The following is a 20111-nucleotide window of genomic DNA, read 5'->3' on the forward strand; positions in this document are numbered from 1 at the left end:
GCCATCCGAAAATCGATTACGTCGTAGGTAATGACTACCGAACCTGAGCGACCACGAACACGCGACGGAACGGGAAGAACGTGATGCCGTCGTCCCGCTTCGGGTACGCCTCGGCCAGCATCGGGATGATCGCCTGGCGGTACTGCTCCCACAGCTCGTCGCTGAGCCGGCCTTTGACCTGAGTCAGAGCCGTCCCGGTGATCCAGTCCAGAACCGGTGTCTCACCGGATAATTGGTGCACATAGGTGGTCTCCCAGGCATCGACCACGCAGCCCGCATCGGTCAGCAGTCCGGCGTATTGAACGGGCGTGTCCACCTGGCCCACGTCACGCCATGGCATGTCACGCAGCGGCTCGATGAACGGCTCGCGCCGGGCCAGCGCACGCACCGCGTGGTGGGAGGGCGCATCGAAGTTGCCCGGCACCTGGAAGGCGATCCACGCCCCGGCCGGCAGCTGACCGGCCCAGCGCACCACGAGTTCGCGATGCGACGGCACCCACTGCAACGCCGCGTTGGAGACCACCACGTCGGTGTCGGGTCGCGGGTTCCAGTCCTCGATCGCCCCGGCGTGTGCCTTGAGCCCACGGCTCTGCGCGGCCTCGACCATCTCCGGTGAGCTGTCCCAGGCCTCCAGCGTGGCCCCGGGCCAACGCTGCAACAAGGTCTCGGTCAGGTTGCCCGGCCCACACCCCACGTCGACCACGCGCCGCGGCGTCTTTGCCGCAACCCGCGAGAGCAGGTCGTAGAACGGCCGCCCGCGGTGGTCGGCAAAGGTCAGATACGTCTCGGGGTTCCACACCCACCCGATCATCCCCGCCCTCGGCGGCCGGTGCATGATCGTCGGCGATGGATGAATCGAAAAAAGTGCGGAAGATCTGGACCGAGCTGGGCCTGCCCGGCATCGTCGACGTACACACCCACTTCATGCCCAAGAACGTGATGGACAAGGTGTGGCAGTACTTCGACAGCCAGGGCCCGCTGATCGGCCGGGAATGGCCCATCACCTACCGCGCCGACGAGGCGCAGCGGGTCGCCACCCTGCGGGAATTCGGCATCCTCCGGTTCTCCTCGCTGATCTACGCGCACAAGCCCGACATGGCGGCCTGGCTGAACCAGTGGGCGCGAGGGTTTGCGCAGAACACCCCGGATTGCCTGGCCACCGCCACGTTCTACCCCGAAGAACAGGCCGCGAGCTACGTCGCTGACGCCATCGCCGCAGGTACCGAGGTGTTCAAGGCGCACATCCAGGTAGGCAACTACGAGCCGAACGATCCCCTGCTCGACGAGGTCTGGGGGCAGATCGAAGACGCCGGTATCCCCGTCGTCATCCATTGCGGCTCGGGCCCGGCGCCCGGAGACTTCACCGGCCCGGAGCCGATCGCCCGGCTGTTGGGCCGCTACCCGCGCCTGCCGCTGATCATCGCGCACATGGGCATGCCCGAGTACTCCGCGTTCCTGGATCTCGCCGAGCGCTACGACAACGTGCGACTGGATACCACGATGGCGTTCACCCCGTTCGTCGAGGAGATGATGCCGTTCCCCACCTCGGAGATGGACCGGCTGAAAGACCTGGGTGAGCACATCCTCTTCGGCAGCGACTTCCCGAACATCCCCTACGGGTACGCCGAGGCCGTGCACCACCTGATCGACCTGCCGGGTGTCGACGACACCTGGCGCCGCAATGTTCTGCACGACAACGCCGCGAAGTTGTTCGGGCTGAGCTGAGCAGTTAGCTAGCATCGGGAATCGTGGACCCGGACCCGGTGGAACCCCCGATCCCTGTTCCCGACGTCCCCGGCGGCGAAGCCGGTGCACGCGGCCTGCCACGGCGTTCCGACCTGACCTTGCGGCAACGGGCCATCGTCGACGCCTCCGCGATCGCCGACATCGCGTTGCGCACCGGGGTCGCCTCCATCGTGGCCACGTCGATGGTGCCGACCACTCTCGCGTCGATGCTGCATCCGTCGGCGTCGCGGACCGAGCACGACCACATGCGCTTCTACGCCGATCTGGCCGCCGCACAAGATCCGGCGGTGTCGTTCCCGGCGCCCACCCGGCCACCCCGGGTATCCACCCGCCCGGCCAATCCGGTGGCCGAGATGATCGCCCACGGCCAGGTGGAGAACATCCGGTTCGACAGCAGCTTCACCGCGGTCAACCCCGGGCTACGCGACCTCTGGAGCGGGTTCACCCGCAACAACGTTGTGCGGGCCCAGCATTGGCGCCACAATGACGGGCCGCATCCCACGTTGTGTGTGATCCACGGGTTCATGGGGTCGCCGTATCTGGCGAACGGCCTGTTCCTGTCCTTGCCGTGGTTCTATCGCTCCGGGTACGACGTGTTGTTGTACACCCTGCCGTTTCACGGTCGCCGCGCCGAACGGTTCTCACCGTTCAGCGGCTACGGATACTTCTCCCACGGATTCGCCGGTTTCTCCGAGGCCATGGCCCAGGCCGTGCACGACTTCCGTTCGGTGATCGACTACCTGGAGTCCACCGGTGTCGATCGGGTGGCCCTGACGGGCATCTCCCTGGGTGGCTTCACCTCGGCACTGCTGGCCAGTGTGGACGACCGGATTCAGGCCGTGGTCCCGAATGTCCCGGTGGTGACGCCGGATCGCACGGTCGACGAGTGGTTCCCGGCCAACAAGCTGGTGGCCCTGCAACGGCGCATGTCCGGAACCGACCCGGCGTTGACGGAGGCGGCGGCGCGGTACGCCTCACCGCTCAACTACCGCCCCCTGGTACCCAAGGAACGACGGCTGATCATCACCGGCCTCGGTGACCGGCTGGCCCCGCCGCAGCAGGCCGAGATGCTGTGGGAACACTGGGATCGCTGCGCGTTCCACTGGTTCCCCGGCAACCACCTGCTTCATGTGAGCCAGCCGGACTACCTACGCCGGATGACCCGCTTCCTGCAGGACTTCATGTTCGACTGACGCCGCCGCCTTCGGCACCGCGACGGGGGTGCCGTCCAGACGGTCCGCGGACAACGGGTTCAGCGCTGCCAACGCCGGGCGATGCCGACCGGCGGCCGATTTCAGGCCGGCCAGCGGAGCCTTGCGTGCCGGCCGCTCCTCGGTGCGGAATGCCGCTCCCACCGTCAACTGCGGTTGCGCCGGAGATCCGGTGAACTCCAGTGCGGTCCAGGTCTCCTGGGCCGGCACCGCGCCGATCTCGGCCAGCACGGCCTCCAGCTTGTCGCTGACGCTGACACGGTATGCCGCAACATATCCGGAGTCATCCTTGACGCCACGCCAGGTTTCCTTGCCCGGGTCGGGAAGCGGTGAATCCACCCCGTCGACGAGCGTGACCGTCCAGCCTTGCTCGCGCAGATGATCGGCGAGCCGACGCCCGACAATTTCCGTGGTGTCCCGCAACGGGATTCGCGAGGACCGGGCACGCAACGCATCGAGGTTGTCGGTGGCGGCCACGGTCAGGCTGATCCAGCTACGTCGCGCACCACCGGCGTCGCGGTGGGTCACGCGGACCTTGTCACAGCGGATGCCGTACCGGTCCAGGTAGCTGACCACGACTGGAAGCTGGGCCGGGTCGGCGGGATCGACCCGCAGCACGACGGTCTCCGAATCGACCGCCTCCGCAGGCTGCTTCTTGGCCAGGTTGCGCCGCCACACCCCGATGCACCGGGCGATGCGCGTCGTCAGGAACAACCCGCCCCACCACGCCAGCAACAGCACCACTGCGGCGACGGAGACGCCGAGCACCCACCGCTCGGTGTTGGTCTGCCACGGCCGGGCCAGTACCGCCGCGACGATGAACAGGGACGCCAACGCAAGTCGGGCGGTCATGAATGGTCCTTCCGTCTGTATGCGCTGAACGCAACGGCGATGGCCGCCAGCGCAAGTGCTCCGGTACCGGCGAAAGCGACGATTCGCCCGGTGTTGTCACGCGGGGCCGGTTCTGCCGGTGCGGCAATGGGTTTGCCTGCGGGATCCGCCGGACCGTCCAGCGGCATATCGGCGACGTCCCAGGTGAGCGCCGCCACCGGATCGACACCGCCGGCACCGATCACGTTCGACGGCGAGCGGGCGGCACCCTGGGCGGTCGTGGTCAGCCGGTGCACCACCTGCCGCGCGTTGAGGTCGGGAAACTTGCTGCGCACCAGGGCCGCAACGCCGGATACGTACGCCGCGGCATAGCTGGTGCCGTTGAGCGGGACCAGCTTGTCCTGATCGGTGGGCATGGCGTTGGACAATCCTCCGCCGGGCGCGTTGCTCACCGAGGAGATGTTCTCTCCCGGCGCCGCGATACCCACCCATGGCCCGGCCATGGTGAACCCGGAAGGCTGACCGGTCGCGTTCAGCGACCCGACCGACAGCACGTAGGGCTGCCACCACGAGGGGATGGAAACCGAGGAGACGCCGCCCCAGTTACGCGGATCGCCCGGAGCGCCGGCGTCGCCAAGCGGATTGGATCCGCACGCCGATCCGGTGGTGACCCCGCCCTGGGTGTTACCCGCGGCCGCGACGATCACCGCGTCCTTCTCGACCGCCGCATAACGCAGTGCCGCACCGAGTTCGGTCTGATCGATGTGTTTGTCGGCGGGCATGCAGGTCACCACGGAGATGTTGATGACGCGCGCACCCATGTCTGCCGCGCGCACCACGGCCCGGGCCAGGCTGGCCACGTCGGCCGCGGCGCGGGCCTCGGCAATATCGGTGCCGGTTGCGCGCGGGGCAAATCGTGGCGAGTTCTGCCGGATCGAGATCAGCCGGGCTTCCGGCGCCACACCGGAGAAGCCGTCGGGTCCGGGCTGCCCGGCGATGAGACCGGCCACCGAGGTGCCGTGGCCGTCACAGTCGGTCAGCCCATCGGTGGACTCGATGAAGTCACCGCCGCCTTCGACGTGAGGCAGCCGGGGTCCCGGCTGCACCCCGGTGTCGATGACGGCGACGGTCTGGCCCTGTCCGCGGCTCTGCTTCCATGCACCGGACAGGTTGAGCGCCAACTGATTCGGGTTGACCGCGCCGGGATCGGTACCCGGCAGCACGCCGGTGGTGGCGCACGCCGAGCGCTGCGCCATCGCCTCCACCGGACCGGCACTGCCGGCCGGCGGGGCGACCTGTGGGTCGACCTCGGGCGGGCTGACGGCACCCGCCGACGGGGAGCCGACCAACAGCACCAGACCGGCTGTCGCCAGAACACCCAGGCTCTTGTGGATCACCGATTCATCACCTGTCGAGGACGAGGCTGAACAGCCCGATGAGGAAAGCCATCACCGGAATCAGCGAGGCGTCGAGGCCGGTGGCCAGGAAGCCGACCAGGCGGCGCATCGGCAGCGAGTACGTGTCCGGCGACGCGGCCCGCGGATTCAGCGCCGCGACAACCCACACCACCACCAGGGCGGCCAGCACGGCCAGCGCCCACCACGCGGCCTGATAGCGGCCGTCGATCGCGAAGGCCACCAACAAGACAACGGTCAGCAGGTAGGGATGCCCCAGCAGCCATGCCTTGCACGAGGCCGAGTCCCAGACCCGGGCCCGCAGGGCGGCACCGAGCGCACCGGCCACCACGACGTACCAGGCCCACGGCGACGCGGTCGGCGAACCGACCAGCGCCAGTGACCCGGCCACACCGAGCAGCACGCCCGCGGCGATCACACCGGTCTGATGCGACTGGCTCACCCGGACCCGGCGCGGCAGGTCGGCCAGCACCGAAAGCGGCTGCGCCGACGGGGACGGATCGCCCGGCGCCGGGATGACCGGCAGCGGGAATCGGGCCCACATCGCGGACAGCTGGGCGGCCTGAACGGTGACCACGAGGGCGATGACGATCAGCGCGCACCCGATGACCGTCGAGTTGATCTCCCACAGCGAGGCCGCTCCGGCGACCAGCAAGACGCCGGCTCCGGCCACCGCGGTCGCGGTGAACACCGCTATCCCCCGGTCGTCGGGCGAGCTCGCCATGCTGATCAAGGACCATGCGGCGACTCCGGCCGCCGCCAGCAGAATGCTGGGCGCACCGAAATCGCCTGGCACACCGAGCGCGAACACCGCCGCGACAGGAACCAGCGCGGTGACGGCCAGCGCGGTGGCCAGTACCGGGGAGCGGCCCCTGGTCGACAGCGCGGCCAGCACGGTGGCGATGGCGATGCCGCCGACGACGAACAGTCCGAGCAGTTCACCGGTCACCACGCGGTGGGCGAGGGCCAGGCCGGTGCCCACCAGGATCAGCCCGATCAGGGCCAGCGACGCGTACCGCGCGATGTTCGCAGGGCCCCACGGGCGCTCGCGGGCCGCGGAGAAGATCACGGCGGCGTCGGCGATGTCCTCGACGATGCGCGGGGCAGCCGGCCCGGCGGGAACGGCTTGCAGCGCAAGCAGATCACCGTCCACCACACCGACGGTGTCGAGCGTGGCATCCAGGCTGTACGGCGCACCCCCGACCGGGGCCAGGCTCAGCCGTACCGGGTCGCCGGCGCCGTTGTCGCCGCCTTCGGCACCGTCGCCCCCGGCGGGGAGCACGATGCGCTGGACCGCGGGCAGGATCTCGCGCAACGGCAGCTCGGACGGCAGTGCCATCTCGGTCAGCCGGCCGCCGTCGTCTCCAGCGGCCAGCACGGCCACCCGGACGATCGGCATCACAGTGTTGTCGGACATTCCTATGCTTTCTGGGTTCTTCTCATGGAGCGTGAATCTCGGTGGGCGTGGTCTTCGGTTGTCGCAACTTCGTCGAAGTCGCGGATGAGCGGCTGGTCGGGGAACCAGGAGCCGCTGGGCAGCGAGGCGGTCAGCCGTTCGATCGCCATCGCGATCGCTTCGGAAGTGCCCGCCGTGAAGGTCGAGATCCATTCCCCGTCAAAGGCTTTTGACGGGGAGACCAGAATCCGTCCCTCGGGGGTGTCGATGATGCTGACCCCCACCTGGGTGGTGACCCGGTGACCGTCACGGTGTTCTCCGGCGACGATCTCGACGTAGGTACGCCGTCCGTCGAACACCGATTCCACGATCGGGCGGGCCGAGGCCGGGACACCGAGGAATCCCAGCACTTCGATCAGCGGGGTGCCGTTGCGGATCTGCTCGTCGGCGCGGGCACCGGCCGCGGCCGGCAGCGCGAACTCCCCGAACCGCGCCGGCCTGCGTTGCGACAGACCGGCGGTGAGCACCGGGACCAGCGCGTGGGGGTGGTGGATGTCCATCTCGGTGAAGGTCACCAGCTGCGCGTTGCGCAACACGACGACGGTCTGGTCACCTGACCGCGAAACAATCCCGCGCAGCAGATCCCCCGGACCGGAGACAAACCGCAGGTCGAGCCACTGGGTTGCCCGGCAAGCCAGCCGAACCCATTGCGCCACCCGCGGATTGACCCCACCACTGGCGTCGAGCACACCCATCCTGGTCAGTTCAGCGGTCTGCTCGGCGGCAAAGCCGAACCGCTGCGCCGGTTCGCTGTAGGGCGGCGTGATGGCCAACACCCACGGGTACGCCCCGGCGCCGAGTACCTCGGCGAGGTACCAGGCCTGATCGGTGGTCAGCTCGACCGCGTTAGCTCCCACTTGTGCCCGGCATCAGCCCCACTTGGCCCCTTCAGCCGCGTCGCGTGCGCTCATCGACATGGTGTTCATCTCGTGAGTGGACGCCATCGCTCGGTAGGCCCGGGTCAGCTCTTCCATGGCCTGGTTCCACTGCGCCTGCCAGGCCTGGTAGGTCATGGCGGTGTCACCCTGCCAGGCACTGCTCAGCGCGGCCTGCTCGGCGGCGATGTCGGCGCCGACGGCGTGCAGAGCGCCCGAGTAGGTGTTCATCTCCCCGGCGTGAGCCAGCATGGCCGGGTAGTTGTACATGATCTGAGACATGAAAACTCCTGTATCCGTTGAGTGTTCGGCTAGACCGAGGTGTAGGTGCTGGCGGCGGCGGCATCCTGGGCGACGTAGGTGCCCGCGGCGTCGCCGAGGTTGAGCTGCGCGATGTCGAGCAGCGCGTTGACCTTGGCCGACACCTCGACGAAGCGGGCGTGTGCGGCCTGGAACGCGGCGGAGGCCTCACCCATGTGGTAGGCCTGCGACGACATGGCGGCCTGCTCGGCCTGCGCGATGGTGCTGCGCATCAGGGCGGCCTTGGCGCCGAACGCGGCCTCGGAGGCAATCAGCTGGGGGATGTGAGCGTCCAACAGACTCATGGTGTTTCCTTTCGGATCGTTGGTGGATGGTCATGCAAGAGCGGTCTGGTCAGCTGCGCGAACCCCCTTCCGGAACACCCGGGGCCGCATCGGGGTCCCAGGAACCGGGCAGCATCGGCGAGACGGGGCTCTCGTCGAATCTCTCGCCGGCCAAGTTGGTCAAGCCGGCCGCGGCCGCATCGGATTTCGTCTCGGTGCCGGTGAATCCCATCGTCCCTGCGCCGCTTTCAGATGCGCGGACCCGTGGTTCCGGCCGAGGCGCGGGCTCCGGATCCGGCTCCTCGTAGTCCATGTAGGCATCCGCGTAGGCGTGGTCCTCCAGTGCCGCGCCCCGCTTGCGCCGGCGCTTCCGCCGGGCCGCCAGCGACGCCGCCACACCCGAGGCCGCCGCGGGAATTCCGGCGGCCGGTGCCGAGGCACTGGACTTGCCGCCCACCGTCGGGCTGAAACCTTCATCGGGGTCGTTGCCCATCACCGCATATGGTGCGAACGCCGCGGCCGCGACCGGAGCCGGCGCCGCGACCCCACCCGCACCGGCAGCGGGTGCGCCCGCCGGAGCGGCCGGTACCCCGGCGCCGATCCCCGCCGGGCCCAGGCCCGCCATCGGCAACCCCTGATCAGCCCGCATCGGCACCGGCGGTGCATCGGCCTCGGCGGGAACATCTGCCGGGGCGTCGGTGGGGAGCAGGTCGAGCAATCCCAAGAAGGCAAGGCCGATCCCGAGGAGAGGTACCAGGAAGGGCGACAACGCAGCACCGATCCAGGTGCCCCAACCCACGGGCTGGAAGATCGCCTGATAGAGCACGGCGCCGAGCATCGGACCCCACTCGGTGAGGAAGGCACTCGGATTGGTCAGCAGCGTCTCGATCATCCCCCGGATGCTGCCGAGCGGATCATTCAGGAACTTCAGCAGCTGATCGCTGCTGGGCAACGTCTTGACGTAATCGATCAGCCATTGCGGCAGATTCGGGTACTCGCTGTCTGCCGTCGCGTCGGCGCTGGTCAACGCTGAACCGGAATCCGTCGCGGTGGCCTGCGCCATCATCTGCCGCGCGTTGGCCGAGGCGGTACCTGCCTCCCCCACACCGGGTTTGAGAAGCATCGGCGACGGCGTGCTGGCCGGGGCCGCCATGACCGCGGCTCCCGACACGGCCTGGTAGGTGGCCATGGTGGTGGCCGCCTGGATCCACATCCGGACGTAGTCGGCCTCGTTGACCGCGATCGGAATCATGTTGATACCGAAGAAGTTCGTGGCGATCAGGACGCCGTGCACGACGTGGTTCAGCGCGAGCTCGGGCAGGGTCGGCATGGTGGCCACCGCCGTGGTGTAGGCCGCGGCCGCCGATTCATGCTGCACGGCCACCGCCGCGCTGTTCGCACTCTGCTGCGCCAGCCAGGTCAGGTACGGCCCGTGGGCGGCGACGTACTGCTCCGAACTCGGGCCCTCCCACGACCCGGCTTGCACCCCGCCCAACACGCTGGTGAGTTCTGCTGCCGCCGAGGCATATTCAGTGCTCAGCGAATGCCAGGCCCCCGCTGCGGCCAGCAACGACCCGGCGCCCGGACCGCTGGAGAGCAGCGTCGAGTGCACCTCGGGTGGTAAGGCCATCCAGATGGGGGCGGTCATGTCAGAGGCCGCGCGCAATCATGTAGGACGAGGCAGCCATCGCGTCACCGGTGACGTAGCTGGCGCCGGACTCCGCGACGCCGGCACCCGAGCGGCCGAGCTCCTCGACGCCCTGGGCGGCCAGCGTCGAGTGCTGGGCGCCGTGCACGCTGAACCCCGTCGCGGTCTGCAACGACACCGCATCCGCGGCAGGCGGGATCACCGCCGAGACCAGGGGGGCGGCCGCGGCGTGAGCGGCGGCCAGACGCGCGGTGAGCGCCTCCACGGCCGCACTCGCGGCGGTCAATCCTTCCGGAACTACCCGCAATGTCATCAGAATTCCTTTCTCCCGTTGTTCACGGACAGCGCCGCGTCATCGATGAGTGGGTTGACGAGCTGGACGAACTCGGGCGCGTCGCCGTCGCCGAGCAACATGCCGCGTCCCGCGGGGAACCGGGCGAACCGGTGCCCGCGGAGCTTGCCGCTGTCGGCGGGATTGCCCGACAGCATCAACGTGGTCGCTTGCAGATCATTGAGGCGACGCAGCAGCGCCGCGGTCATCACGGCGTGCGCCGATCCGGTGGCCCGGGCCGTCACGATCACGCGCAGACCCAGATCGGAGGCCTCGGCCAGCAGACCCACGATGTTGGTCCACGGGCGCTGCCCCGCGAACGGCCCGCTGACCGCGGGTCCGTCGGGGATCTGGTCCACGTCGTCGATGATCAGGTAGTGGATGTGGCCATCCGGAGCCGTCCGCTGACGCCAGGCGCTGAGCTCCTGCGGGCTCAAACCGGCCGGCGGACGGCGCTTTTCGATGAGGGCCGACAGACCCAGCATCGCCGGCAGCACGCGGTCGATGTTGGCGGTGTACTCGTTGTCCGGGAACAACGGCTCCTCCACCAGATGCAGCCGCCGGTCGATCACCGTGAAGGCCACCTCGTCCGGCCGCGAGTTCTCGCGGATGGTCCGGATGATGTGACGCAGCAGCGTGGTCTTGCCCGACCTCGTATCGCCGAACACGGCCAGCAGCGGGTTGTTCTTGAAGTCGAGCAACACCGGTGCCAGATCCTCTTCACGCTGCCCGATGACCACCTGCTCGGGCGCCGGGTATAGCGGCGCCAGCGCGGCCGGGGCCAGGGCGGTGGGCAGCAGGCGCACCGGCGGTGCGCTCTGTCCCGAGTAGCGGGCGTTGATGACGGCGATGTCGCTCAACTGCGGCTCGGCGAACAGGAAGTGCTCGGCGGCCATCGTCAGGCCGCGGCCCGGCTGATCGGCGGGTACCGAATCGGCCGGCCGACGCAGCGCACCCACCACGCGCACGATGCTGTCGTGGCTGTCGTGCAGCTTGAGCTCCAGGCGCAGGCCCAGGCCGTCACGCATCGCCAGCGGCACCTCCAGCCAGTTCGGCGTGGTGATCACGACGTGGATGCCGTAGGCCAGCCCGGTGTTGGCCAGCTCGGTCACCCTGGCCAGCAACGGGTTACGGGTGTTGAACGTATCCGTGTTGTCCCGGCTGAACGCGTACAGGTTGTCGATGACCAAGAAGACTTCGCCATACCCATCGGCATAGCTGCCCACCCGGCTCACCGCGCCCTGGCGCTGACGGGCCTGCAGCAGCTGCTCGAGCTCGCCGAAGGTACGGCGGATGCGCTCGGGCTCCAGCGGGGTGGCCACACTGCCGACGTGGGCCAGGTCCTCCAGGCCGGCGAGCTGTCCGCCGCCGTAGTCCAGGCAGTAGAAGCTCACTTCGCTCGGCGAGTGCAGCGCCGCGGCCGACAAGACGAACGTCTGCAGCGCGGTCGACTTGCCGGATCGCGGGCCGCCGTGGATCAGGACGTTGGCTGCCGACGAGTTCGCGTCGAACACCAAGGCTTCCCGGCGCATCTCGAACGGCTTGTCGATTTCGCCCAGCGGCCAACGCAGTTGACCGGGCTCCACCTCGGTACGGGCCAGAACGTCGTCCAGGGCGATCGCGTCGTCCAGCGGCGGCAGCCACAGCTTGGGTGCCTGCGGGCCGTAGGCGGCCAGCTGGTCGCCGATGGTGGCGATCAGCTTGCGCGGCGGCGCGGCGTCGAATTCCGGCTCGTTGGTGACGATCACAGTGTCGGGCTCGGGCTCGACGCGCGAGGCGGTGAACAGCTGCGGCTGCGGCAGGGCCCGCACCACGATCGACTTCTCCGCGCGCGGCGGATCGTAGATGCCGTCGACGTAGGTGCTGCGGAACTTGACCGGCACCGCACCCGGCGCGGGCACCAGGAAGCCCTCGCCTTTGTGCTCGCGACCCGATTCGATGTGATAGGCATCCTCGACCCCGATGATCTGACGGGAGATGCTGGGGCTCGACACCTTCAGGCCGATCCGGTACGACGTGTTCTTGTCGATGTCCTTGATCCGGCCGATGTCCAGGGTCTGCGACGCGAACAGGATGTGAATCCGGAACGAGCGGCCCTTGCGCGCAACGTAATCGAACAGATCCGCGTACTCGGGATGCTCGGCCAGCATCAGGGTGAACTCGTCGGCGACCACGAACAGCGTCGGCATCGGGGGCAGATCATGTCCGGCTGCGATGGCGGCCTCGTACTCGGTGACCGAGTTGAAGGCGCTGCCCTGAACCCGCCGGCCGGCCTCCTTGAGCATCTGCTCACGGCGGGCCACCTCACCGCGCAGGGTGTCGGCGAACCGGTCGGCCAGCGACCGCTTCTCGGCCATGTTCGAGATGACCGCGACGACCTGCGGGAAGTTGCGGAAGATGTCGGCGCCGGCCTCGCCCTTGAAGTCGGCGTAGATCACGATGAGCCGCTCGGCGGAGTGAGTGGTCAACAGCGACAACAGGATCGACATCAGCGTCTGGGACTTGCCCGAGCCGGTCATACCGATCATCAGACCGTGCGGACCCATGCCCCCCTCGGCCTCGTCCTTGAGGTCGAAGTACAGCGGCTCGCCGGTGGCGGTGACGCCGATCGGCACCCGTAGTTCGTCGTCGCGGTTGCGCGGAGCCCACAGGTCGGCGACATCCAGCGCCGCGGCATCCGGGATGTCGAGCAGCGTGGTGAAGGTGGCGCCGCCGGTAGCGGTCGACCGCACGTAGCCGGGGTTGGAGTCCCAGCGCGACAACCGCCGCGCGATGTGGGCGGCCGCGGCGGCCGACATCGCGTCGGCCTTGTCGACGTAGGGCTGCCATCCGCTGCTCTGCCACCGCTCGATCCGGCCCTCGGTGACCCGCAGGATGGGCCGCTCGGGATCGGGGTACTGCTCGCGGTTGGGCAGCTTGTCGCTGCGGTGGATCACGGTCACCCCGGTCAGGCCCGGCTTCCGCGCGATGTCGTCGGGGTCGGCCTCGGGGTCGTCGAGCACGACCAGCAGGTGCTTCAGCGCCTGATCCGCCTCGGCGGGGAATGCCGGCCGCCCGGCCAGGGCCGAATCGAGTTGTCCGCGAAGCTCCGTCACACCGGTGGTCAGGTACCGGGCCGGGCCGACGCCGTCGGCCTGGGACGGAATATCCACGTGCGGCAGCCATTTCAGCCACGACCAGTCATCGGCGTCCACATCGGGCGAGGCCAGCGCCACCCCGAGCATGGTCGGGTCGTGCCAGGTGACGGCCTGGGCGATCCAGGCCCGCAGCGCGTCGCGGACTTCCTCGGCCTCACCGATCACGGTGATCCGGGCGAGCTTGGTGACGTCGATGCCGGCGGGGGCGTCGCGCACGGTGCGCTGCACGTCGAGCAGACCGCGAAGGGTGCTGTGCGACACCGGTTCCAGGTCGATCTCGTCGGCCGTGTCCTTGACCTTCAACGCCGCATCCAGCGGCACATCGTGCAGCCCGGCGCGCAGCACCAGGAAGTCACGGTCGCGCGGATCGCGCTCCCACTGCCGACGGGTGCCCGGAATGATGGCCAGCGCCTCGGGTTCCGGGTGCGACCACTCCAGCGCCGCACGCTGCTCGGCGGCATGAGCACGGACGTTGTCCCGTACCACCGACAGGTAGCGCAGGTAGTCGGCGCGCTCGGCGTCGACCTCCTCGGTGCGCATCTTGTTGTCCGACCCGCGGTACATCGCGGTGGCCGCCAGCAGCAGCACGAACGGGAAGAACAGCGTCGTCGGCGAGATCATCCGCATACCGGTGGCCACCAACGCCACGATCATGCCGACGATCAGGATGACGATCAGGAACGGCAGCACGCGACGCAGCAGCGACGGCGGAACCAACCGCGGCAGCTGCGGTGGCGGCTCGATGGTGATGGTGCCCTTGCGGGTGGTAGGTGGAGCCAGCCTGCGCTGGTGCTCGAAAATCAGCCGGCTCATCGAGTTCCCTCCAGGCGGGCAGCATTTGCGTTGGACGACAGCGCATCATGAGCGGTCAGGGCGTCGCCACGGGACAGGGTCGGACCGGCCGCGAACTGCGTCAGGATCGACCACGGGATGGGTAGGGCCGGCGCGGTGAGGCCAAGCGCGGCAAGGGTTTTGTCGTGGTCACCGGTGGTGTCGATGCCGTAGCGCACACCGGTGTCGCTGACCCAGAACTGTGATCCGGCGGTCGGCGATCCGGGCTCGGCACCCACGGTCTGCACCAGGTACCCGGTGCCGGGTGCCAGTGCGACGCGGCTGGCGGCACCGTTGGCGCCCGCCCCGACCAGGTCGACGCTGCGCTGTCCGGCAGGAACCGGCACGACCGCACCGGACAGCAGGCTCAGTCGGCTCTCGGTGGCACCCGCCGGCTTGCTCCACTGGGCGCAGGTCACCGGGGCCGCCGAGGCGGACACGAGCTCGAGCGCCCGGTCCGGGTAGGCAGCGGTGTCGATGCTGTGGACCGCTGGGGTGCGGGCCACCTCGTCGGCTCCGAGTCGCGGCGGCTGTTGCAGCCCAAAGGAATCGGTGTTGCGCATGATCGCGGCGAGCACCGGGGAGATCGGCTGCAGGCCGTCGGACAGCACCGCGTAGTAGCGGACGGTGTTGTCAGCCTCGGCGGCCGAGACCACCGCGCCCACCGGCGCCGGCGTCGACAGTTCGAACTGTGCGGGCGCACCCGCCCCGGCGATCGCCGGCGCGGTCAGTGCGGGCGCCTCGGGGATCGCGTTGAACAGGCCCGCCGCGATCGGCCGCGGGGCCGGGATGTCGGAGCCGAAACCGAGTGCATCGGTGACGGCACGGTTGTTCAGGTCGATCGGGCTGCGCTTGCCGTCCCACAGCAGCCAGTCACCTGGGGTGGGGCCGCCGCTGTGGTGCACGAGCACGGCCTGGCCCGCCGTCAGCGGCAGGGCCCGCTCCTCACCGGATCCGAGCGTTCCAGCGATCAGCGTGACTCCGGCGGTCGTTCCCGTATTGCTGTCGCACACAGTCCAATCCGCGTCGGCACTGGTGCTCTGCACCATCCGTTCGGGCGCACCGGGGATACCGAGCAGGTTGCCTCGCGGGTACTTGTCGATCTCACTGGTCTTGACGGTGCTCGGGTTGTCCGCCTTGCCGGTGATCAGCCGGGCCGAGGTCAGGTTGAGCACCGGATGCAGCTGTTCACCCACGCGCACATACAGCGCCGCGGTGGACCGGTCGGCCAGCACGGTGTCGTTACCGGCCGTCCCGCCGGGGCGGATCAACGAGAAGATGAAGCAGCCGACCAGGCCGGTGACCAGGATCAGCGCGCCGGTCAGCACCGCCCGGCTCTGCGTACGCAACGGGTCGACCAGCATGCGGGTGTCGTGCAGCGCCACGCCGGAAGCGATGCGGCGCATGACGAATCGCCAGCCCGAGACCTGATGACGCGTGACGAAGCCACGCCGGTAGGCGACCTGATCGGGGTTGTCGTTGGACGGTGTGCGGGAGGAGAAGGAGCGGCGCTCGTCAGGTCCCTGGGTGGTCATGCGGGCACCGTCAGGCCCAGGCCACGCAGCAGCGGGGCAGCCGAGTTGTTCACGTCACCGGCGGTGATCGTCATCATCTCCTCGTCGGTGAAGTCGTCGTGGTCGGAATGATCGAGGCGGTACTCGCGCTCCTCCTCGGAACGCTCGACCAGGTTGCGGACGAAGCGGCCGTTACCGGCGATGTCGAGGCTGCGCCGCGGCACACCGTTGGTGTCCGGCATGGTGGCTGCGGCCAGATAGCCGAACAGCTTCTCCATGTCGTCGTGGGCGGCCTTCTCGAACGTGCTGTCGCGCTTCTCGGCCATCCGCTCGGCGATCTCGACGAGTTCGGACGAGGAGTACGACGGGAAATCGATGCTGCGGGTGAAGCGCGAGCGCAGACCTTCGTTGGTGTCCAGGAACATGTCGAGGTCCTTGCGGTACCCCGCGACGATCACGACGAGCCGGTCGCGGTCGTTCTCCATGCGGGCCAGCAGCGTGTCGATGGCGACCAGACCGAAGTCGTTCTTGGCTCCGGTGGACACCAGCGCGTAGGCCTCGTCGAGGAACAACACGCCGTCGAGCGCGCTGTCGATGATCGCGTTGGTCTTGGCCTCGGTCTCACCGATGTGCTGGCCGATCAGATCGGCACGGTGCACCTCGCGGACCGTCTCCTTCTTGAGAAGCCCCAGGCCGCAATAGATCTTGGCGACGACGCGGGCGATGGTGGTCTTACCCGTACCGGGAGGACCCGCGAACACCAGGTGGTTGGTGCGCTGGGCCACGGCCAGTCCGCGTTCCTGGCGACGGATCGACATGGCGACCGAACTCTTGAGCCGCGCCACCTGGAACTTCACTTCTTCCAGACCGATGAACTCGGCCAGCTCGGCTTCGGCCTCGACGAGCAGGTGCGCCTTGCGCTCCTTGGCACCCGGGTCGACGAAGTCCGACTCGGTCGGTTCGGTATCCGGGTCCCACGGATCGGTTCGGGCGTCGATGCGTGCGGCGGTGGTGATGAGCAGCCCGAAGGACGAATCCAAAAGGGCCTCTTCGACCTGCTTGTTCTCCGGGTGGGCCGCGAAGAGGTCCTGCAGTACTTCGTTGGCGTCCTCGTCCTCGCCCTGCGAGCGCAAGGTCAGCCCCTTGGCCAGCGCGCCGTCGAGCGCCGCCACCGCGATCGGGCCGGACGGGTCCTCCAAGTACGACAGCGCGGGTGCCAGCATGCCGAGGCGCGCCAGCGCGATGCCGAGGGTGACACGTGCGGCGTGCGCGGTGACCTCGTCGAGCGACGGGTTGGTGACGACCGGGGTGAGCAGACGCACCACATCGGACCAGCGCTCGGCGTGGTGGTTGAACGCCACCCGGAGCCAGGTGGCGTTCAGCCACCCGGGGCGACGGGCCAGCAGTTCGGCCACCAGCGCGTCGGCCTCGGCCCGTGCACCCGAGGCATAGCGCCCCGCGGCGTAGGCGAGCTGGAAGTCGTCGACATCGACGGCCCGGAACTGCAGGTACAGCCCACTGTCATAGGTGAACCCGAGGTCGCCGGCAGCCAGATCGATCTCCCGTTGCAGCAGACCGGCGCTGCCCCGGGTGCGCCACACGGCGTCGATGACCGGTTCGGACACATCGCCCGCGGCGGCCAGGCCGGTCCAGGCATCACAGTGGTCATGCGCGATCCGCGTCAGACCAGCAAAGCCGGCGCGGGCTGCGTCGAGATCGGCCGGCCGTTGCCGGTCGTTCACCGTCAAGCCCAGCGCACGACAACATGTGGCGAAGCGGCTGATCACATCGCGATCGAGCCGGGGCGCTCCCTGTGTTGGAGCCGCAAGCGTGTCACTACCCATATGCGTGCACGGGAGCGAAGCCCCCGATTCTCTCCCTTATGTATGGCTAAGCTAACTTTTGCTGAAGTTAGCATTGCATAACTTAAGTGTCGAGAGGCACGTACTCGAGCTAGGTCGTGAACTGCCTCACCTTTTAGTCGCAGACACGAGGCTGATAGTTCCCGTCATCCCGCCGGATTCGGTGTCAGGTTCGGGCACGGGCCGACCCACTTCGGCCAGATATTCATGCAACGGTGTCGGCACGGCGTCCCAGCCCCGCGAGCCGAACCACCGATCCGCCGGCTCGTGTTGCTGGTTGTACACGAGCGTGAAAAAGGCGTTCTCGTCGCCGGAAGACACCGCTTCGGCGCGCTTGGCCTCGAAGGCCTCGTCCGGCATCGGCACCGCCTCCTCGATGCCGACGAAGCTGCCCGGCGCGGCCAGCGCATCGATTCCAGCAAACAGCTGTTCCTGTGCTGCGGCGGGCAGATAGATCAACAATCCCTCGGCGATCCACGCCGACGGCCGCGACGGGTCGAAGCCGCTCTCTTGAAGGGCGCGCGGCCAGTCGTCGCGCAGATCGATCGCGACCTCGCGGCGCTCGGCCGTCGGCGCCTCGCCCAACTGATCCACGGTGTCGCGCTTGAATTCGAGCACCCGGGGCTGGTCCAACTCGTACACCACGGTGCCGTCGGCCCACCGTAGGCGGTAGGCCCGCGAGTCCAGGCCGGCCGCCAACAGCACCACCTGTTGCACGCCGGCTTCGATGGCCCGGGCGAAGTACTCGTCGAAGTACTTCGTGCGGGCGCCCTGGAAATTGACGAAGTTCTCGCCGAATTCGGTCTGCAGCGGATGCTCGGGGTCGGTGCCCTCGACCGCGGTCGTCCACTCGCCCCCGACCGCGCGGCAGAACACCTCGGCATATTGGTCGACGGCGAGAGGATCGTCCTTCCGCGCCTCCAATGCCCTTGAGGCAGCTACGAATAACGCTGTCTGCCCAACGCTCGTGGTGATATCCCAATTGTCGTCATCGGTACGCACCGACGCGAGGGTACGCCGCGAATCTGACAGCTACACCAATGGTCGACCGGTCCGGATCCGCCAGTCGAGGTCTTTGAGCAGCACGTTGAAGGGGAACTGCCGCAGGAACGACGGCAGCAGATCGTTGATCGTGCGCAGCACCCTGATCAGCTGGTCGAACCGCTTCTGACTCTTGGCATCCCATGGCAGGTGCATCTCGTCGCGGAACCGCTGTGGCAGAAAACCCGTGGTGATCAGCAGTGCCACCGCGTCGAGCCGACGCTGCACCGCGCGGGGCAACCTCGGATTCTTCGGCCGGCCCGCGGCGATCGGATACAGGTACCCGCGCACGGTGTCGTCGATGTGCAGTTTCTCCAGCGACTCTTCCCAGTAGCGATCGAAGGCAGCCCGGTCGGCCGGCCACATTGCCTCGGGCACCTGCAGGGTGGTGCCCATCGTGACGCTGTCCCGGTAGTGGCGGTCGGCGGTCTCGTCGTCCAGCTCGCCGATGAACATCCGGAACACGTCGACCCCGCCCTTGTAGAGGCACGCGGCCACCCACAGCTGCAGATTCTTGTCGAACGCGTTGTACTTCACCGGGCTGTCCTCGGTGGAGTACACCTGCGCGTGGGCCTTGTTGACCGCGCGCCGGTAGGCCGCCTTCTGGGCATCGGTGCCGCGGGTGGCCACCGCCAGGTAGGTGAAGGTGGTTCTGGCCCGCTTGACCGGGTGCAGATCGGTGCGGCCGCTGTCGACGCGACTCTCCACGACGCCGTAGCCGACGCCGGGGTTCGCCAGCTGCATGATCACGTTCGCCGGACCGGCCAGCAGCGCCACACCCATCAGTCCGTCGTCGAAACTGGCGGTCCGCCGGCGGCGCCTGGGCGCAGCCCCCGGGCGCGACGAGTCACTCATCGCCCGTTCGACATGCGGGATCGGTTCGCTGACCGTCATGGCCACCCCTTCTGAAACTGAGAACATGTGATTCCCGATATTGGCCCGCCGGCCTGACAGGTGTCAAGATGTTGGGGTGAAACAGGTCCGGCCGTACCGCGGCATCGAGGCAGCCGACCGCCTCGCGCAACGGCGCAGCCAGCTGCTGGAGGCGGGGCTCGACTTACTGGGCGGCGAGGACGCGGAGGTGACGGTGCGCGCCGTGTGCCGCACCGCCGGGCTGGCCGCACGGTATTTCTACGAGAGTTTCGGCGACAAAGACGACTTCATCGGCGCGGTCTACGACTGGGTGATCGCCGATATCGCGACCTCGACACAGGCCGCCGTCGCCGCCGTTCCGCTGGCCGATCAGACCATGGCCGGGATGGCCAACATCGTGCACCTGATCGCCCAGGACCGGCGGATCGGCCGGCTGCTGTTCAGCGTCAAACTGTCCAACGAGGTGCTGGCCCGCAAACGCGTCGAATCCACGGCGCTCTTCGCCACCCTGCTCGGTCAGCACGCCGGCGACGCCCTGCAACTGCAGGAGAACGACTACCTCAGGGCCGTCTCATATTTCGCGGTCGGCGGGGTGACCCAGACGATCAGCGCATGGCTGTCCGGTGAGGTCGCACTGTCTCCCGAACAGCTCATCAACCAGTTGCGCTCGATGCTCGACGCAGTGGCCGGCATGCAGCAACCGGGGAGTTGACCGTGCCGGGCCCGGTGTTGCTGCGCCCCGGCGCGGCGCCGCAC

At 68.4% G+C, this 20111-nt stretch carries 17 protein-coding genes; 3 read left to right on the plus strand and 14 right to left on the minus strand.

Annotated features, from left to right (window positions below):
• Positions 1–34: 34 nt before the first annotated feature.
• The gene (locus ACWEFV_RS06010; RefSeq protein WP_450069438.1) at positions 35–799 is read right to left on the minus strand and encodes a trans-aconitate 2-methyltransferase; all 765 of its coding nucleotides are present in this window, start codon (positions 797–799) and stop codon (positions 35–37) included.
• Positions 800–846: 47 nt separating this feature from the next.
• On the opposite strand from ACWEFV_RS06010, the gene ACWEFV_RS06015 reads away from it, so the two are divergent.
• Together ACWEFV_RS06015 and ACWEFV_RS06020 are read left to right on the plus strand one after the other, a co-directional pair.
• Positions 847–1725 (plus strand): amidohydrolase family protein, encoded by an 879-nt coding sequence (locus ACWEFV_RS06015; protein WP_450069439.1) that lies wholly within the window; start codon positions 847–849, stop codon positions 1723–1725.
• 23 nt (positions 1726–1748) lie between these two features.
• A complete protein-coding gene (locus ACWEFV_RS06020; RefSeq protein WP_450069440.1) occupies positions 1749–2939 on the plus strand; it encodes an alpha/beta hydrolase family protein in 1191 nt (396 codons plus the stop codon).
• Here ACWEFV_RS06020 and eccE read toward each other — a convergent pair.
• The 13 genes from eccE to ACWEFV_RS06085 form a co-directional block, all read right to left on the minus strand.
• Complete coding sequence (gene eccE, locus ACWEFV_RS06025; protein ID WP_450069441.1) at positions 2895–3809, minus strand: type VII secretion protein EccE; 915 nt, start codon at positions 3807–3809, stop codon at positions 2895–2897. The two genes, ACWEFV_RS06020 and eccE, sit on opposite strands and share 45 nt — an antisense overlap.
• Entirely contained in the window at positions 3806–5185 is a 1380-nt protein-coding gene (gene mycP / locus ACWEFV_RS06030; RefSeq protein WP_450069442.1) for a type VII secretion-associated serine protease mycosin, read from the minus strand. Before mycP ends, eccE begins: the two co-directional genes overlap by 4 nt.
• A gap of 7 nt (positions 5186–5192) precedes the next feature.
• Positions 5193–6620, minus strand: coding sequence for a type VII secretion integral membrane protein EccD (gene eccD / locus ACWEFV_RS06035; protein ID WP_450069443.1), 1428 nt, complete (start codon positions 6618–6620; stop codon positions 5193–5195).
• Positions 6621–6622: 2 nt separating this feature from the next.
• Positions 6623–7516 carry an ESX secretion-associated protein EspG gene (locus tag ACWEFV_RS06040; RefSeq protein WP_450069444.1) on the minus strand — a complete coding sequence of 298 codons (894 nt, stop codon included), beginning with the start codon at positions 7514–7516 and terminating at the stop codon, positions 6623–6625.
• 12 nt (positions 7517–7528) lie between these two features.
• On the minus strand, positions 7529–7816 hold the full coding sequence (locus ACWEFV_RS06045) for a WXG100 family type VII secretion target (protein WP_135451874.1): 288 nt from the start codon (positions 7814–7816) through the stop codon (positions 7529–7531).
• Positions 7817–7845: 29 nt separating this feature from the next.
• On the minus strand, positions 7846–8139 hold the full coding sequence (gene esxG / locus ACWEFV_RS06050) for a type VII secretion system protein EsxG (protein WP_067765159.1): 294 nt from the start codon (positions 8137–8139) through the stop codon (positions 7846–7848).
• A gap of 49 nt (positions 8140–8188) precedes the next feature.
• Positions 8189–9766, minus strand: coding sequence for a PPE domain-containing protein (locus ACWEFV_RS06055; protein ID WP_450069445.1), 1578 nt, complete (start codon positions 9764–9766; stop codon positions 8189–8191).
• Position 9767: 1 nt separating this feature from the next.
• Positions 9768–10079: a PE family protein gene (locus tag ACWEFV_RS06060; RefSeq protein WP_135451872.1), complete on the minus strand. Its 312-nt coding sequence runs from the start codon at positions 10077–10079 to the stop codon at positions 9768–9770.
• Positions 10079–14047 carry a type VII secretion protein EccCa gene (gene eccCa, locus ACWEFV_RS06065; protein WP_450069446.1) on the minus strand — a complete coding sequence of 1323 codons (3969 nt, stop codon included), beginning with the start codon at positions 14045–14047 and terminating at the stop codon, positions 10079–10081. The genes ACWEFV_RS06060 and eccCa overlap by 1 nt, the downstream gene beginning before the upstream one ends.
• Positions 14044–15600 carry a type VII secretion protein EccB gene (eccB, locus tag ACWEFV_RS06070; protein WP_450069447.1) on the minus strand — a complete coding sequence of 519 codons (1557 nt, stop codon included), beginning with the start codon at positions 15598–15600 and terminating at the stop codon, positions 14044–14046. Before eccB ends, eccCa begins: the two co-directional genes overlap by 4 nt.
• Positions 15597–17366: a type VII secretion AAA-ATPase EccA gene (gene eccA, locus ACWEFV_RS06075; protein WP_450069448.1), complete on the minus strand. Its 1770-nt coding sequence runs from the start codon at positions 17364–17366 to the stop codon at positions 15597–15599. Before eccA ends, eccB begins: the two co-directional genes overlap by 4 nt.
• A 183-nt stretch (positions 17367–17549) precedes the next feature.
• Positions 17550–18443, minus strand: a complete 894-nt coding sequence (locus ACWEFV_RS06080) for a class I SAM-dependent methyltransferase (RefSeq protein ID WP_450069449.1) — start codon at positions 18441–18443, stop codon at positions 17550–17552.
• A 30-nt stretch (positions 18444–18473) separates the two neighbouring features.
• On the minus strand, positions 18474–19376 hold the full coding sequence (locus tag ACWEFV_RS06085; protein WP_450069450.1) for an oxygenase MpaB family protein: 903 nt from the start codon (positions 19374–19376) through the stop codon (positions 18474–18476).
• A 76-nt stretch (positions 19377–19452) separates the two neighbouring features.
• Here ACWEFV_RS06085 and ACWEFV_RS06090 point away from each other — a divergent pair, with 76 nt between their 5' ends.
• The gene (locus ACWEFV_RS06090) at positions 19453–20067 is read left to right on the plus strand and encodes a TetR/AcrR family transcriptional regulator (RefSeq protein WP_450069451.1); all 615 of its coding nucleotides are present in this window, start codon (positions 19453–19455) and stop codon (positions 20065–20067) included.
• The last annotated feature ends 44 nt before the right edge of the window (positions 20068–20111 follow it).

This window comes from Mycobacterium sp. NPDC004974, from assembly GCF_053600815.1.